Here is a 14,182-nt window from a genome sequence, read left to right as displayed (position 1 = left end):
CGGACACCCACCCACACACCCGTGCTCGAAAGTGGCGTCGCAAAGCACCCCGCGCACTGTCCGCCGCGCGGACACCCACCAACAAATATTTGAATAAACCTCTTGACACCACCATTCGAACACGTATACTAAACAACAACCAAAACACCAGGGGGAACCATGCACACCACCATCGACGCCGACACCATCATCAACACCATCGTAGAAAGCGCACGCCTGTTCGCATACTCACACGCAGAAATACTCACTGCGATCGCCGAATTCGACGCCCACAACCTCGCCGAGCACTACGGCTGCGCTTCTACCGGGGCATGGCTTGCCAGAGTGTTAAAAATGAAACGCACCCGCGCCTACGAATACGCCGCCGTCGCACGCAAACTCACCGCCTTTCCCACCATCCTCGACGCGCTGCGACAAGGAACCATCGACTACACCAGCGTGCGCTACATGCTCGACTACGCCACCGACACAAACCAACACGAACTCGTAGAAATAGCCGCCGAATCTGGCTACCAAGGCCTCGTACACGCCCTGGCAGGCGCAACCCCCACCGACAAACAGCCCGAGGATGCTGGTGAACACTGCGGGCTGACCATCCGCGAAGACGGCCAATACCTACGCGGCTGGTTTTGCATGAACGCTACCGACGGTGTGGCCTTTCAAGCAGCCCTGCGCGCAGGCGCACACGCCTATGCGGACGACAACGCGATGGATGAGGCTGATGCGCAGATGATGCGCTCGACCTTCGGGCTGCCACCGGCACGATTAATGCTGCAATCACTGATGGGGATGGTGCACATGGTGCGCACCGGGGCCGCTAAGCATGCAACGATGGCGCCGGCAGCACAAGTGATGGTGCATATGACATCAGATGGGCGAGCGTTTTTACCGAATCACATGGCCGCTCCTGCCGCACGGCTTGCCAATCTGGTAGATCATGCAGATTTGATGGGTGTGCTCTATGACGCCGACGGGCAGGTGATCAAGTTTGGGCGCAAACGCAGGCTTGCAAGCCCGAAGCAGGTGCAGGTGTTGTTAGGGATGTGGGGGCATAAGTGCGCGGTGCCAGGCTGTGGGCATACCAGGTTCTTGCAGATGCATCATATTCGGGATTGGGCCGAGGGCGGCACCACGGATTTGGAGAATTTGGTGCCGTTGTGCTCGAGGTGTCATTCGTTGGTCACGGATGGGTTTATTCGGGTGGTCAAGCCTGGGCCTGTGTTGTATTTCCGGTTTGTAAGTGGTGAGCAGTGGGTGTGTGAGCCTGGTCGGGTGGGGTATCGCGATGATGCTGCCGAGATTGAGTTGGATGGGTGGGGTGTGGATTCGTTTGCGGATGAAGCCGCACCGACGTGGGATTGGGACACACCCAAGGTTTAAGCATGCCTCAGCAGACTACAAGCCTCAGCCCACAGCGCCTCGAACTCCTCTACCGCAATGGCTGTCGCAGAAATGCCCTCGAACTGTGCGTACAGGTCTGGGTGCGGAACGATAGACATCGGCTCATTCGCCTGACCAATCACTTTGCCGTCGGTATAAATGCCAGTAATGGTCTCGCTCGGGTCCAGCTCGATCATCCGAACCATCGTACATTCGCGAGGGTTCAGCTCCTCAAGTTCGGCAATATTGAGAAGCTCTCCCCCAAGATCTGGAGCGCTGTAATGAATCCGGACGTAATGTTTCACGTGAAACTATTCCTTCGAAGCTGTGGTTTGGGCAAGGCGCGAGACGTACGCGGAGCACGTCATCAACTGAATCAGATGGTAGACCATCAACGGCACAATCAGCACACCGAGTTGACCGCCGCCAAAGATAACCGACGCCATCGGCAGCCCCGCCGCCAAAGACTTCTGCGTCCCGCACATCTGGATGGCTACCGTGTCCGCCCTCGAGAACCTCAAGGCCTCCGGGACAACCCGCGTCACCCACAGCATGACGCAAACCAGAACCAGAGCGAACGCAGAGAGGAAGACCAACTCGAGCGCAGAAACATTCGACCACACGCCAGAAACAACACCGGCTGAGAACGCCGAGTACACGACCATCCAAATGGACCCGCGGTCAACAAGCTTGGTAGCTTTCCGCGCAGCGAAGCCAGCAACACCAGGCACCACTGCCCGAGCGACCTGACCCAGCACGAAAGGAAGGAGCAACTGTAATGCAACATTCCGGAACACGGATGCATCGATATGAATGCCACTGTCGGCACCCATCAGGACCATAACGAGGGCGGGCGTCGCTACGACACCAACTATCGACGACAGGCTCGCCGCCACCACCGCTCCCGGCACATTGCCACGCGCGATGCCTGTCAGTGCAACCGAGGACTGGACAGTCGACGGCACCAGGCAAAGATAGAGGATCCCCTGGTATACCGAGTCGGAAATGAACGCGGTTGTGGGGCGCATGGCCAGGCCGATCAAAGGATACGCGATGAACGTAAAGGCGAGGATGATCGAATGCAGGCGCCAATTCGTCAAACCTTGCAGCGCCTCGCGGGTGGAAAGACGCGCACCATAGAGGAAAAACAGCAGACCGATTGCAAGTTTGACAGCAATGGAAAAGCCCTCGGCAAACGAGCCTCGGGCGGGCGCAATGAACGCGAGTACCGCGGCGAGGATGATGCCGAGGAGCAAGGGGTCAATACGGCGAAGAAAACCTGGCATGCACACATGATAGCCACGCAGGCCACGCCAGGCAGGCCGAGAAAGCAGCAGTTTTACATCGACGCGTTCAGCGTCTCACCCTCTTCTGTCAGCTGCGCTGGGGTCAGTGGATTTTGCGTTGGCCCGGAGACTGCGGAGCCGTCGATAATGCTGAAGACGGAGCCGTGGCCGGTGCAGCGAACAGTGTCCCCATCGACCTTGGTGATCTTCTGGCCCTGGTGGGGGCAGGTTTGGGAGTATGCGACATACTCACCGGCGGTCGGTTGGGCGATAATGAAGCCGTCGAGGATGACGGCGCTGCCGACCGGTACTTGGGTTTTGGCTACCTCGGCGGTTGGTTCAGATCCGCAGGCGGCGAGGAACGCGCCGGCGAAGGTGGTGGCGGTGCCGAGGAGGAACATGCGTCGTGAACAAGTCATGCCCTGATAGTAGCCTGTTTCATTGCCGTGACGTAGGAGGACAGCTCGGCGGTCAGCGCGTCGATGTCCGTAATGCGCGCGGGGTTCGGGTGCGAGTGTTCGGTGTATTTGGCCACGATGTTCGCGATCGCGGAGCCGGTGATGGCGCCTGCTGCCCCGGCTGCGATTGCGTCCGCGACGTGCTGCGGTGTGGAGATCCCGAACCCGAGCAGCACCGGGGCGCCGCCGTATGCTTGCACGTTGTCCACTACCTCGCGAAGGCCGTCGACGGAGGCTTCCTTGTCGGCGCCGGTCACGCCGTCACGGGAGATGGCGTAGATGTACCCGCGGGACTGGGCGGCGACGCCCTCCAAAGTCTGCGGGCTGGCTTTGGCAGGGGCGATGTAGATCGGGTCGACACCCGCGGCAAGAGCAGCCTCGCTGAACGGCGCCGATTCGCGTACCGGAACGTCCGGGAGTAGCACGCTGTCCGCGCCGGCCTCTCGGAACGCCTCGTAGAACGAGGAAAGACCACGCACGTAGGCGACGTTGGCGTAGATCAGCATGCCGATCGGCAGCTCGGGGTATCGCTCGCGGATCGTCCGAACTTGTGCCAGTGCCTTTTCGACGGTCGCTCCGCCATCGAGTGCCCGCACGTGTGCCGCCTGGATGGCGGGGCCGTCGGCGACGGGGTCGGAGAACGGGACGCCGAGTTCGAGGGCGTCGGCTCCGGCGGTGACGGCGGCGTCGATGATTTGGAGGGCGTCGTCGGGGTTGGGGTCGGAAAGCATGATGAATGGGACGAAGGCCCCCTCTCCCCTCTCGTGCAGGGAGGCGAAGAGTCTTTCGTAACGTGACGTTGCAGGGGTGGACATGTTAGTTGGTCTCCTTTCGCACATTTTCAACCCATTCCGGGTGTTCGGCGAGTGTTCTACGGACGTGAGCGACGTCCTTGTCGCCGCGGCCCGAAAGGGAAACGAGGATTGTGAGGGGCTCCGCGTCAGCCGGGTGGGACGCCGCGCGTTGCAGCGCGTACGCCAACGCATGCGAGGACTCGAGCGCCGGGATGATGCCCTCGTGCCGTGACAGCAACTGGAACGCACGCAGGGCGGATTCGTCGGTGACGGGAACGTACTTCGCTCGGCCCGTCTTGGCAAGGTGTGCGTGCTCGGGTCCAACCGCGGGGTAGTCCAGGCCGGCGGATATTGAGTAAGACTCAGCGACCTGGCCGTCGCTGTCGCGCATCAGGTAGGAGCGCGTCCCGTGCAGGATGCCGACGGTTCCGGCGGCAATCGCGGCGCCATGCTTGCCGACGCCCACGCCCTCTCCTCCGGGTTCGACGCCGACGAGTTCGACGCCCTCCTCGTCGATAAACTCGGCGAACATCCCGATGGCGTTGGAGCCGCCACCGACGCAGGCGCAGACGACGTCCGGCAGCCCACCGGTACGCTCAAGCATCTGGGCTTTCGCCTCGGCGGAGATCACGCGGTGGAACTCCTTGACGATCTTGGGGAACGGGTGCGGCCCGGCCGCGGTGCCGAGCAGGTAGTGGGACTCGTGGAAGGTGGCGGTCCAGTCGCGTAGTGCTTCGTTGACGGCGTCTTTCAGGGTGCCGGCGCCGGAGTCGACGCCCACTACCTCAGCACCCATCAGCCGCATGCGGTAGACGTTTGGCTCCTGCCGCGCCATGTCGGTCTTACCCATGTAGATGACGCAATCCAAACCCAGTAAAGCGCAGGCGAGCGCGGTGGCGGTGCCGTGTTGGCCGGCGCCGGTCTCGGCAATGATGCGGGTTTTGCCCATCTTCTTCGCCAGTAGTGCTTGGCCGATGACCTGGTTCGTCTTGTGTGCGCCGCCGTGCACGAGGTCCTCGCGCTTGAGGAAGATGCGCGCGTTCGCGCCGTTGAGGGGCAGATTGCGACATTCGGTAAGCGGGGTCGGTCGGCCGAGGTAGTCGCGAAGCATCGCGCGGTATTCGGCCATGAAGGTTTCGTCGGCGAGGGCGTCGACAAACGCTCGCTCGAGCTGGTCAAGCGCCGGCAGGAGCGATTCGGGGACGAATTGCCCGCCGAATTCGCCGTAGTATGCGGGCAGGATGGTGCTGCCGCCGTGGGTGTAATCAGTCATTTTCTGTCCTTGGGTAGTGGTAGTTGCCGATGATCTCGAAGGCCCGCCGCAGCGCGCCCGCGTCCTTACGCCCGGCCTGAGCAGGGTATTCGACGCCCGAGTTGAGGTCTACGCCGGAGCAGCCGACGGCGAGCGCGTCCGCAAGGTTGTCGGGGTGCAGCCCGCCGGCGAGGAGCGAGTCGCCGCGCACCTCGTCCGGGATGTCGGCCCAGCGGAAGGTCTCGCCGGAGCCGCCGTCGCGCGCGTCGAGCACCAGCTTGTCGACGCCCCCTCTGATCCCCAGCGCAACCTCCACGCCGGATGACTCACTCATGGAGACCGCCCTCCAGAGCTCGACGCCCTCCCCTATCTCCGCGCGCACCCGGTCCACCAGCGAGCGCTCGGCCTCGAGCGATCCCTGGTACGGAGCGTGCACCTGCACCGCGTGAATGCCCGGCTGGATCAGTTCGCCGTACCCGGACGTCCGGCGCGAGACCGCAACGTACCGCAGGCCCGGCTCATGCGTGATGATGTCCGCCGATGTTTCACGTGAAACATTGCGTGGACTCGTCTCCTCGAAGATGAGCCCGCCGTAGACCGCGCCCGCCGCCTTGGCGGCCTGGGCGGCGCTCCACGACGTCAGCCCGCACACCTTGTTTGGCCCGTACACCAGTTTCCGGGCGGCCAGGTCGATGTCCGGCTGGCCGGTCAGCTGCGACCCGACCAGGAACCCGTCCGAGTGCCCGCCGAGCTGACGCACAGTCTCCACGGACCGGATGCCGGACTCCGACACCACCGCCGCTTCGGCAGGAGCGAGTCGCGCCAACCGGGCGGAGCGCGTTAGGTCAATCGACAGGTCGTGGAGGTTCCGGTGGTTCACGCCGAAGATCCGCGCGCCGAGCCGGCGAGCCCGCACGGCCTCCTCCTCGCTAATCACTTCGGTGAGCACATCCATCCCCAGCGACTCGGCGAGGCCGGAGAGGTGGGCGTAGCTGGCGTCGTCAAGAATCGAGAGCATGAGCAGGATAGCGTCGGCGCCGAAGTAGCGCGCGGCGTAGACTTGGACCTCGTCGATGATGAAGTCCTTGCAGAGTACGGGCAGGTGCGTGCTTGAGGCGACCGTGGCCAGGTGGTCGTAGTCGCCGCCGAAGCGGGAGGGCTCGCACAGCACGGAGATGCCGGCGGCGTAGCGCGAGTACACCGAGGCGATTTGGCCGGGCTTGTAGTCGGCGCGGATCAGGCCGAGGGACGGCGAGGAGGACTTGCACTCCATGATGAAGCTGGTGCCCTCGCGCTTCAAGTTGTCGTAGAGCGAGCGCTCCGAGCGCGGCAGCGCAGCGACATCCACGTGGGCAAGACGCTCGCGGATCGCTGCCAAATCGCCGCGTCGGCTTGCCACGATCTCCTCGAGCACGGTGGGTAATTGCTTAGGCACTGTAATCAGCCTCCTCGTGTCGTTGCAACCATGCTTGCACGGTGCCGTCGGCAAGCAGGTTGAGGGCGTGGGTGACGCCGTTGGCGATGGTTGGCGCTGTGCCGTTGAGGTAGAACATGGCACCCGCACCGGCGGCGACGGCCGAGCGGTGCGCCTCCGGGCCCTCCCCTGCGAAGGTTGCGCGGATGGCGGCGGCATTCTCCACGCCGTCGCCGCCGCGCAGGTCCTCGAGCGAGCAGCGCTTGAGGCCGAGCTCCTCCGGCGTAAGCACGTACTCGGTGATGGAACCGTCCCGGCCCAGTTCCCAGACCTGCGACTCGCCGTGGACCGCCAGCTCATCGGTTCCTGCGCCGTGGACGACGAGCGCGCGCCCCCGCCCCAGCTCGCGCATCGTCTCAGCGATGACGCGTCCCTGCGCCGGGTTGGCGATGCCCATGATCTGGTACTCCGGCCGCGCCGGTGAGAGCAGCGGCCCTATCGTGTTAAACAGCGTGGACACGCCCAGCGCCTTGCGCACCGGCTGCACGTGCGCGATGGTCGGGTTGTACGCCGGTGCGAAGAGGAAGGTGAAGTTGGAGGACTCGAACTGTCGCACCGCACGCGAGGGGTCGAGGTCGAGTGGGATGTTCAGGGCCTCGAGGACGTCAGCGGAGCCGGACTTGGAGGACACGGACCGGTTGCCGCACTTGATCATGGGCACTCCGCCAGCGGCGGCGACCAGCGACGCCGCGGTGGTGATGTTGATGGTGTTCGCGCCGTCGCCGCCGGTGCCGGCGGTGTCCATCAGCCCCTCCCCCGTCACCGGGAACGGTCGGCCCGCGGCGAGGAACGCGCGTGCCGCGCCGGCGATGTCGGCGAAGGTTTCGCCGCGGGTGCGGATCGTGGCCAGGAGTGCTGCGATGTGGACGTCGTCGTAGTCGCCGACGGTGAGCGGGGTGAATGCCTCGATCGCTTCCTCGAGGGTCGGCTCCCGGTTGTCCAGGAATCGCTTGAGGATGGTGAGGGATCGTTCGGTTGCCATGGTTAGTTTCCTTTCTTCAGCCTATTGACGCACCGGCGCAGCATCGTTGGGCCTGCGGGTGTGAGGATCGATTCGGGGTGGAACTGCAGCCCGATGGACATGCCGTCGTCGGTTGCGGCGGCCATGACGATGTCCCCGGTGCGGGCCAGCGCGTGCATCTCTGCAGGCAGCGACACTGCCCCGAGCGAGTGGTAGCGCGCGACCGGCACGTCGCGCCCGGGGTGTCCGAGCTGGCTGGTCATGCCGTCGAATAGTCCGGACGCGAGTCCAGCTGACGTCAGCGTCATGGTGTCCGAGACGCCGTGGACGGGCCCACAGGGCTGGACGGTGCCGCCGAAGTGTTCCACGAGGGCCTGGTAGCCGAGGCAGATGCCGAGCATCGGCACGCTGCCCTGCGCTCGGCGGATCAGCTCGGGCATGCAGCCGGCATCGGCCGGGTACCCAGGGCCTGGTGAAAGCACGATCAGTGAAGGATCCAGCGCCAGTATTGAGTCCTCATCAACGGTGTTACGGAACACTACTGACTCATACTCAGCAAGCGCGTCCACCAAGTTGTAAACGAACGAGTCCTGGTTATCCAGCAGCACAATCATTTGATTACCTCCAGTTCTGCGCCGGCGGCCAGCGCGATCGCGTTGAGTACCGCGTACGCCTTGTGCAGCGTCTCCTCGGCTTCGGACTGCGGGTTGGAGTCGCGCACGACTCCGGCGCCCGCCTGCACGATCGCCTTCCCGCCGGTGACGTACGCAGAACGGATCACGATGCAGGTGTCAAAGTCGCCGTTGCTGTCCAGGTAGCCGACTGCTCCGCCGTAAGACCCGCGCCGCGCGCCCTCGAGCGAGCGGATCAGCGAAGTGGCGCGCAGCTTCGGCGCCCCGGTGAGCGTGCCCATGTTCATGCACGCCCGGTACGCGTCGAGTGCGTCGAGGTCCCCAGCCAGCCGCGCGGTGACCCGGGACACGAGGTGCATGACGCGCGAATACCGGTCTACCTGCAGCAACTCGGCAACTCGCCGCGTGCCGGGCTCCGCAACGCGGGCGACGTCGTTGCGCGCGAGGTCCACGAGCATGGTGTGCTCGGCGACTTCTTTGGCGTCGGTGCGCAGCTGCAGCTCCATCCGCGTGTCCAGCTCGTGGTCGACCGTCCCGTCCTCGGCGAGCCCGCGCGGCCGCGTCCCCGCGATCGGGTACAGCTGCACCTCGCGGTCGGCGTTGGTGTACTTCAGGTTGGACTCGGGCGAGGCGCCGAACAGCTCGAAAGAGTCACCATGCTTATCGACGCCCCTTTGGTAAAACATGTACGGCGAAGGATTAGTCGCGCGCAGTTGGAGGTACGCGGCGAACGCGTCCGGGCAGTCGGCGATGAAGCTGCGGGCGGGCACGACTTGGTAGATGTCCCCGTTGTAGATGTGCTCCTTGAGTCGCTCCACGTCGGCGCAGAACTGCGCGTCGGGGATGTCGGCGCGAGCAACCAGGGTGCCGCCGGGCCCCTCCGAAGAACGTAAGGGTGTGGGCGAAGCGGCGTCGATACGCTCGGCGAACGCGTCAATCCCAACTCCGCTGAGCGTCGCGGTCTGTGCCTGGTGGTCGATGCGCAGGAGCACTTCGGCGAGGACGAACTGGTAGTCGGGGTAGGTGTTGGAGCCGTCGGCGACGGCCGGGAGCTCCTCGAAGGTTTCGAGGTAGTCGTAGGCGAAGCCACCGGCGAGGAACCCGAAGCGGCGGAGCGCACGCAACACTTCGACGGTAGAGGTGGCGGTGAGGCGCTCGCGCTCGTCCGCAACAACAGCAGCGGCAACAGGCGGAAACGCGTAGACGTTCTCGCCGACGTGGTACTCCCCCAGCTGCTCCCGCAGTTGAGCAGCCACCGTGCGCCCGAAGGGGGTCAATGGCTCGACGTGTACGTGGCTGCCCGAGCAGGTGACGCGCACCGCGGCCCGCAGCACCGCGACTGATTGGATACCGGAGCGGGTGGTGATGTCGGCGGATTCCAGCAGGACGGTGTCCCGGGTCGTGGTGCCGCCGAGATGCGCGAAGAGGCTGGCGGCGTCCGCGTGGTACTTCACGCGGCGGGTGGTGTGTGTGCTCATGGTCGTCCTTCGTGTGTTGGTACACCGAGGGCGTGTGAGCCAAAGCAAACGGCCCGCGGTGCTTGTGGTTACAAGCCGGCGGGCCGTTGTTGGGACTCTAGAACGTACTAGAAGAGGCGGCTCGCCGTGTTCGGGAGCCACCACCAGTTCTTCTGAGTCGTGAAAGTCATAGGTGTAAAGGTAGCGGAGAGAGCGAACGCTGTACGCGGAACCACCAAACTCCCTGCGTACAGCGTGAATATAAAACTGCTACTGCTGTTCGTCCGCCTTCCCGGCGGCCTTGCGTAGCGCGCCGAGGTCCACGGCGGGCTCGTCTGAGGAGTCTGAGTCTGAGGCGTCCAGGGCGGCGTCGACAAGCGCGGCGGCGCGGGCTCCGAAGTTGCCGCCGACGGAGATGCTCACGAGTGCGGCGATGACCGCCACGGCGACGAGAATCCACATCCAGCCGTATGCAATAAATGCAAAGGCGGCGCCGATGGCGAAGGCGACTGCGGCGAGCACCCAGAAGGGGCCGGTGACGCGGTGTGCTTGGCGCCAAGTGGACTCGTGCTTGCGAACTTCCGGGACACGCAGCCCGATCACACCGTTGCCGGGCAGCTTCCCGGCGGTCGCGAGGACGCCGGGTATGAGAAGTGCCACAGTGAATACTATAAGGAGTATCCCAATGATAGTATTTATGGAACTTGTGTCAGAAAATGGCCCATTAGGGCTCTGTGCAAGCAACATACCGTATAGCATAACCATCACAGGTTTTTCGCCTGTGGATCTGTCCATCGCCTCGTATTAAAGGTGCAACAATGAAATCGAAAGTGTTGAGCTCGCTGCTCTTCTGGATTGTCGTGGCGATCGTCGCCGGCTTTCTGTGCAGTTTTTTCTTTCCTGACTGGCTCGCGCGCGTCTTCGTGACGTTCAATGGCCTGTTCTCGAACTTCCTGGGATTCTTCGTCCCAATCCTGATCTTCTCCCTGATCGCCCCCGCAATTGCGGGCCTGGGCAAGGGCGCGGGTAAGTGGTTGGGTATCACGGCCGGGGTCGCCTACGGATCCACGATCATTTCCGGCCTGATCGCCTGGGGTGTGGCTTCAGCACTCTACCCAACCTTGCTGGCTGGTACGCAGCTGCGTACAGATATCGACGACCCCTCCGAGGGCGGTCTGTCGCCGTTCTTCGAGGTGGAAATGCCCGCACCGTTTGAGGTGATGTCGGCGCTGCTGCTCGCGTTCGTGATTGGTATCGCGATGACCACGGTGAAGTCCCGCACGATGCACGAGGTGCTCAACGAGCTGCGTGACGTGATCATGAAGGTGGTCCAGAGCTTCGTTATTCCGCTGCTGCCGCTGTTCATTTTCGGTACGTTCCTGAACCTGGCTATGAACGAGAACTTCGGTTCGACGATGGCCGCGTTCGGCGTGGTGTTGCTGCTCTCGGTCGGCATGACGATCGTGATTGTGCTGGGCCAGTACTTGATCGCTGGTGCTGTGGCGGGCCAGAACCCGTTCACGGCGCTGAAGAACATGTTGCCGGCGTACTTCACGGCGTTGGGTACGTCGTCCTCCGCGGCGACGATTCCGGTCACCTACCAGTCCACCCTGAAGAACAAGGTGGACGAGAACGTGGCGGGCTTCATCGTGCCATTGTGTGCGACGATTCACCTGTCCGGTTCGATGATGAAGATTACGCTCTACGCCCTGGCGATTGTGTTCATGGCGCAGCTGCCGATCACCGGTGGCGCCGTCGTTGGTTTCGTGCTGCTGCTCGGCATCATGATGATTGCTGCGCCGGGCGTGCCTGGTGGCGCGATCATGGCCGCGGTTGGCCTGCTGCAGGCGAACCTGGGCTTCGACGAGTCGATGATCTCCCTGATGATCGCCGCTTACATTGTGGTTGACTCCTTCGGTACCGCGGCGAACGTGACCGGTGACGGCGCGATCGCGATGATTGTGAACCGTTTCGCGAAGGGCAAGATCGTCACGCAGGATATGGAACGCGCCAAGGAGATCCAGGCGCAGGACGCTTAGTCGTTTGCGAGCCCCCGCCCGAGTGGTGCCGCGACGAGCAGCTGCACAAGAAACAGTGTGAGCGCCGGCACCGCGAAGAAATAGGCGGGGATCCACACGGCAACTGAGGTCCACAGCGGCAGGGATGCCGCCGCCCCGATGCACAGGAGTGCGCCGAGGGTGCGTGGCAGTTGCTGGAACGTGAGGATCACGGAGCGCCCCAGGGTTTCGCCCAGGGGCGCTTTTTGCTGCCCTTCTGGGGTTGTCTGGAGGTCCAGCTGCGCCTGGAGGGCGAAGAACCACACGCTGATGCCGGCGATGATGAGGATGCCGGACAGGGTGAGCCCTTGCGTGAGGTTGAGGAGGTGGCCGTCGATACTTGCTTGGAAGATGACCCACTGTTGGTAGATGACGCCGAGGGCGATGGCGACGAGGATCCCCCACCACTGGGTGGAGGCGCCGCCGAATTTGCCGCCGCCGTAGCGGAACTCGCGGAGGTAGTGCAGCCCGTAGCGGGAGCCGCGGCCTTCGACCATGTAACCGGTGACGACGTTCGCGGCGCGGATCGCCATGCCGCCCGTCACGATTGGCAGGCTGGACAGGACGAAAAGCATGTTGACAATGACAATGTCCGCCATCAAGGTGAAGGCGGACATAAATCGGGAATCGGGATTGAAAAGGCTCACGCCAGAATGTTATCCCTTCACGGCGCCAGCTGCGACACCTTCTACGATGTGCTTCTGGGAAGACATGTAGAAGATGATGATCGGGACGATGGCGAGCACGAGCATTGCCATCATCGCGCCCATGTCGCGGTTGCCCTGGGATCCAACGAACTGCTGGATGACCACTGGGATGGTGCGGTATGGGGTGGACAGGCCGATGACGAGGTATGGCAGCAGGTAGTCGTTCCAGACCCACATTGCGTTGAGGATGGCGACGGTCACTGCGGTTGGCTTGAGCATCGGGAGGACGACGCGGAAGAACGTTTGCAGTGGGCTGCAGCCGTCGATGGTTGCTGCTTCTTCAATTTCGAGCGGGATCGACTTGACGAAGCCGGCGAACATGAAGACGGATAGGCCTGCACCGAAGCCGGTGTAGAGCACCACCATGCCGAGCGGGTTGGCCAGGCCGAGGCGGTCGGCGATGGTGACGGTTGGGAACATCACCATCTGGAACGGGATGACCATGGAGAACACGAACAGGTAGTACAGCGTGGACGTCCACCACGTTTTCACGCGGGTGATGTAGTAGGCGGTCATCGAGGAGAAGAAGACGATGGAGGCGACGGAGAGGATCGTGATGGTGAAGGACCACACGATGGCCCATGCGAAGCCTTCGCCTTGGATGCCGGTGATGTAGTTTTCGAATCCGGCCCACATGTCGCCGAGTGGGATGGCGAATGGGTTGTTGGAGATTGCGAACTTCTGCTTGAAGGAGTTCAGGAAGATGAACGCGATGGGGCCGAGGAAGACCACGGTGAGGAATACCAGCACCGCGTAGATGAGTATTTTGGCTGGGCCGCTGACGCTCGCCTCGGAGGCGGTGACGGGTGCCTTTGTTTTGGTTGCCATGGGTTATGCCTCCACTTCCTTGCTGCGTGTTGCGCGCAGCTGGAACATTGCGATGACGACGACCACTACGACGAAGATGACGGCCTTTGCTTGGCCGACGCCCTCGACGTTGTTGCGCAGGAACATCGTGTTGACGATGTTCAGGGCGACCATTTCGGTTGCGCCGCCTGGGGCACCGTTGGTGAGCGCGAGGTTCTGGTCGAAGAGTTTGAAGGTATTGGACAGGGTCAGGAAGAGGCAGATGGTGATGGACGGCATGATCATTGGGATGGTCACGTGGCGGAGCATTTCCCACTTGGAGACGCCGTCGAGTTCTGCTGCTTCGATGAGCTCTGGTGGCACGTTCTGCAGGCCGGCGATGTAGATGATCATCATGTAGCCGACGAGCTGCCAGTTAATGAGGATGACCAGGCCTAGGTAGCCGTACTTCCAGTCGGAGACGATCGTGGTGCCGTATTGGGCGAGCACGGCGTTGATCATGGACTGCCATGTGTAGCCGAGGACGATGCCGCCGATGAGGTTCGGCATGAAGAATACGGTACGGAAGAAGTTGGTGCCTTTGAGTTTCCGTGTCAGTGTCCAAGCGATTGCAAACGCGAAGACGTTGACGGTGATGATGGAAACGATGGAAACGAGGGCGGTGAATCCGAACGCTCGGACGAAGCCTTCTCGTGCTTGGAACGCTTGGACGTAGTTGTCGACTCCTACCCAGGTTGCGTCGGTGATGGTGTGGAAGCTGGTGAATGACAGCAGGAAACCAATGACGAATGGGGCAAGGAAGGCGATCAAGAACGCAAGCAGCGTCGGCAGTACGAAGATTGGGAAATATTTCTTCAGTGATTGCTGCATTTGTGGTGCCTATCTGGGGAATAAAAAGCGCGGAGTGCGCTGTTCGC

15 protein-coding genes are annotated in these 14,182 nt (G+C 62.7%); 2 read left to right on the top strand and 13 right to left on the bottom strand.

What is annotated here, in order from left to right; translation table 11 throughout:
- Positions 1 to 159 precede the first annotated feature (159 nt).
- On the top strand, positions 160 to 1,380 hold the full coding sequence (locus KBP54_RS11110) for an HNH endonuclease signature motif containing protein (RefSeq protein WP_256005809.1): 1,221 nt from the start codon (positions 160 to 162) through the stop codon (positions 1,378 to 1,380).
- Here the strand turns inward: KBP54_RS11110 and KBP54_RS11105 are convergent.
- The 10 genes from KBP54_RS11105 to KBP54_RS11060 form a co-directional block, all read right to left on the bottom strand.
- Positions 1,377 to 1,685, bottom strand: coding sequence for a hypothetical protein (locus tag KBP54_RS11105; protein ID WP_070478611.1), 309 nt, complete (start codon positions 1,683 to 1,685; stop codon positions 1,377 to 1,379). The genes KBP54_RS11110 and KBP54_RS11105 overlap by 4 nt on opposite strands.
- A 6-nt stretch (positions 1,686 to 1,691) precedes the next feature.
- Positions 1,692 to 2,666 (bottom strand): bile acid:sodium symporter family protein, encoded by a 975-nt coding sequence (locus KBP54_RS11100; protein ID WP_070478612.1) that lies wholly within the window; start codon positions 2,664 to 2,666, stop codon positions 1,692 to 1,694.
- 53 nt (positions 2,667 to 2,719) lie between these two features.
- A complete protein-coding gene (locus KBP54_RS11095) occupies positions 2,720 to 3,067 on the bottom strand; it encodes a Rieske (2Fe-2S) protein (RefSeq protein ID WP_070478614.1) in 348 nt (115 codons plus the stop codon).
- 14 nt (positions 3,068 to 3,081) lie between these two features.
- Positions 3,082 to 3,939, bottom strand: a complete 858-nt coding sequence (trpA, locus tag KBP54_RS11090; RefSeq protein WP_256005807.1) for a tryptophan synthase subunit alpha — start codon at positions 3,937 to 3,939, stop codon at positions 3,082 to 3,084.
- A 1-nt stretch (position 3,940) separates the two neighbouring features.
- Positions 3,941 to 5,191 carry a tryptophan synthase subunit beta gene (gene trpB, locus KBP54_RS11085; protein ID WP_256005805.1) on the bottom strand — a complete coding sequence of 417 codons (1,251 nt, stop codon included), beginning with the start codon at positions 5,189 to 5,191 and terminating at the stop codon, positions 3,941 to 3,943.
- Positions 5,184 to 6,605 (bottom strand): bifunctional indole-3-glycerol-phosphate synthase TrpC/phosphoribosylanthranilate isomerase TrpF, encoded by a 1,422-nt coding sequence (gene trpCF, locus KBP54_RS11080; RefSeq protein WP_256005803.1) that lies wholly within the window; start codon positions 6,603 to 6,605, stop codon positions 5,184 to 5,186. The genes trpB and trpCF overlap by 8 nt, the downstream gene beginning before the upstream one ends.
- Positions 6,598 to 7,626, bottom strand: coding sequence for an anthranilate phosphoribosyltransferase (trpD, locus tag KBP54_RS11075; protein ID WP_256005802.1), 1,029 nt, complete (start codon positions 7,624 to 7,626; stop codon positions 6,598 to 6,600). Before trpD ends, trpCF begins: the two co-directional genes overlap by 8 nt.
- A gap of 2 nt (positions 7,627 to 7,628) precedes the next feature.
- Positions 7,629 to 8,219 carry a glutamine amidotransferase-related protein gene (locus KBP54_RS11070; RefSeq protein WP_256005800.1) on the bottom strand — a complete coding sequence of 197 codons (591 nt, stop codon included), beginning with the start codon at positions 8,217 to 8,219 and terminating at the stop codon, positions 7,629 to 7,631.
- Positions 8,216 to 9,715 carry an anthranilate synthase component 1 gene (locus KBP54_RS11065; protein WP_256005799.1) on the bottom strand — a complete coding sequence of 500 codons (1,500 nt, stop codon included), beginning with the start codon at positions 9,713 to 9,715 and terminating at the stop codon, positions 8,216 to 8,218. The genes KBP54_RS11070 and KBP54_RS11065 overlap by 4 nt, the downstream gene beginning before the upstream one ends.
- Positions 9,716 to 9,964: 249 nt before the next feature.
- A complete protein-coding gene (locus KBP54_RS11060; protein ID WP_256005797.1) occupies positions 9,965 to 10,354 on the bottom strand; it encodes an SdpI family protein in 390 nt (129 codons plus the stop codon).
- A gap of 158 nt (positions 10,355 to 10,512) precedes the next feature.
- Between KBP54_RS11060 and KBP54_RS11055 the strand changes: the two genes are divergently transcribed.
- Entirely contained in the window at positions 10,513 to 11,733 is a 1,221-nt protein-coding gene (locus KBP54_RS11055; RefSeq protein ID WP_070975436.1) for a dicarboxylate/amino acid:cation symporter, read from the top strand.
- Here the strand turns inward: KBP54_RS11055 and KBP54_RS11050 are convergent.
- The 3 genes from KBP54_RS11050 to KBP54_RS11040 are packed head-to-tail and all read right to left on the bottom strand — an operon-like array spanning position 11,730 to position 14,135.
- The gene (locus KBP54_RS11050; RefSeq protein WP_256005795.1) at positions 11,730 to 12,398 is read right to left on the bottom strand and encodes a MusI family membrane protein; all 669 of its coding nucleotides are present in this window, start codon (positions 12,396 to 12,398) and stop codon (positions 11,730 to 11,732) included. The genes KBP54_RS11055 and KBP54_RS11050 overlap by 4 nt on opposite strands.
- Positions 12,399 to 12,407: 9 nt before the next feature.
- Positions 12,408 to 13,286, bottom strand: a complete 879-nt coding sequence (locus KBP54_RS11045) for a carbohydrate ABC transporter permease (RefSeq protein WP_256005793.1) — start codon at positions 13,284 to 13,286, stop codon at positions 12,408 to 12,410.
- A 3-nt stretch (positions 13,287 to 13,289) separates the two neighbouring features.
- Positions 13,290 to 14,135 carry a carbohydrate ABC transporter permease gene (locus tag KBP54_RS11040; protein ID WP_070361626.1) on the bottom strand — a complete coding sequence of 282 codons (846 nt, stop codon included), beginning with the start codon at positions 14,133 to 14,135 and terminating at the stop codon, positions 13,290 to 13,292.
- Positions 14,136 to 14,182: the final 47 nt, after the last annotated feature.

The sequence above is a fragment of the Corynebacterium pseudogenitalium genome, assembly GCF_024453815.1.
Taxonomy (GTDB): domain Bacteria; phylum Actinomycetota; class Actinomycetes; order Mycobacteriales; family Mycobacteriaceae; genus Corynebacterium; species Corynebacterium pseudogenitalium.
The sequence above is the reverse complement of the archived record's forward strand: the minus strand, read 5'-3'. Positions and strand labels throughout refer to the sequence as shown.

Coding starts and splice junctions, on each gene's coding strand:
- KBP54_RS11110 (WP_256005809.1), top strand. CDS start 160: ATGCACACCACCATCGACGCCGACACCATCATCAACACCATCGTAGAA.
- KBP54_RS11100 (WP_070478612.1), bottom strand. CDS start 2,666: ATGCCAGGTTTTCTTCGCCGTATTGACCCCTTGCTCCTCGGCATCATC.
- KBP54_RS11095 (WP_070478614.1), bottom strand. CDS start 3,067: ATGTTCCTCCTCGGCACCGCCACCACCTTCGCCGGCGCGTTCCTCGCC.
- trpA (WP_256005807.1), bottom strand. CDS start 3,939: ATGTCCACCCCTGCAACGTCACGTTACGAAAGACTCTTCGCCTCCCTG.
- trpB (WP_256005805.1), bottom strand. CDS start 5,191: ATGACTGATTACACCCACGGCGGCAGCACCATCCTGCCCGCATACTAC.
- trpD (WP_256005802.1), bottom strand. CDS start 7,626: ATGGCAACCGAACGATCCCTCACCATCCTCAAGCGATTCCTGGACAAC.
- KBP54_RS11070 (WP_256005800.1), bottom strand. CDS start 8,219: ATGATTGTGCTGCTGGATAACCAGGACTCGTTCGTTTACAACTTGGTG.
- KBP54_RS11065 (WP_256005799.1), bottom strand. CDS start 9,715: ATGAGCACACACACCACCCGCCGCGTGAAGTACCACGCGGACGCCGCC.
- KBP54_RS11055 (WP_070975436.1), top strand. CDS start 10,513: ATGAAATCGAAAGTGTTGAGCTCGCTGCTCTTCTGGATTGTCGTGGCG.
- KBP54_RS11045 (WP_256005793.1), bottom strand. CDS start 13,286: ATGGCAACCAAAACAAAGGCACCCGTCACCGCCTCCGAGGCGAGCGTC.
- KBP54_RS11040 (WP_070361626.1), bottom strand. CDS start 14,135: ATGCAGCAATCACTGAAGAAATATTTCCCAATCTTCGTACTGCCGACG.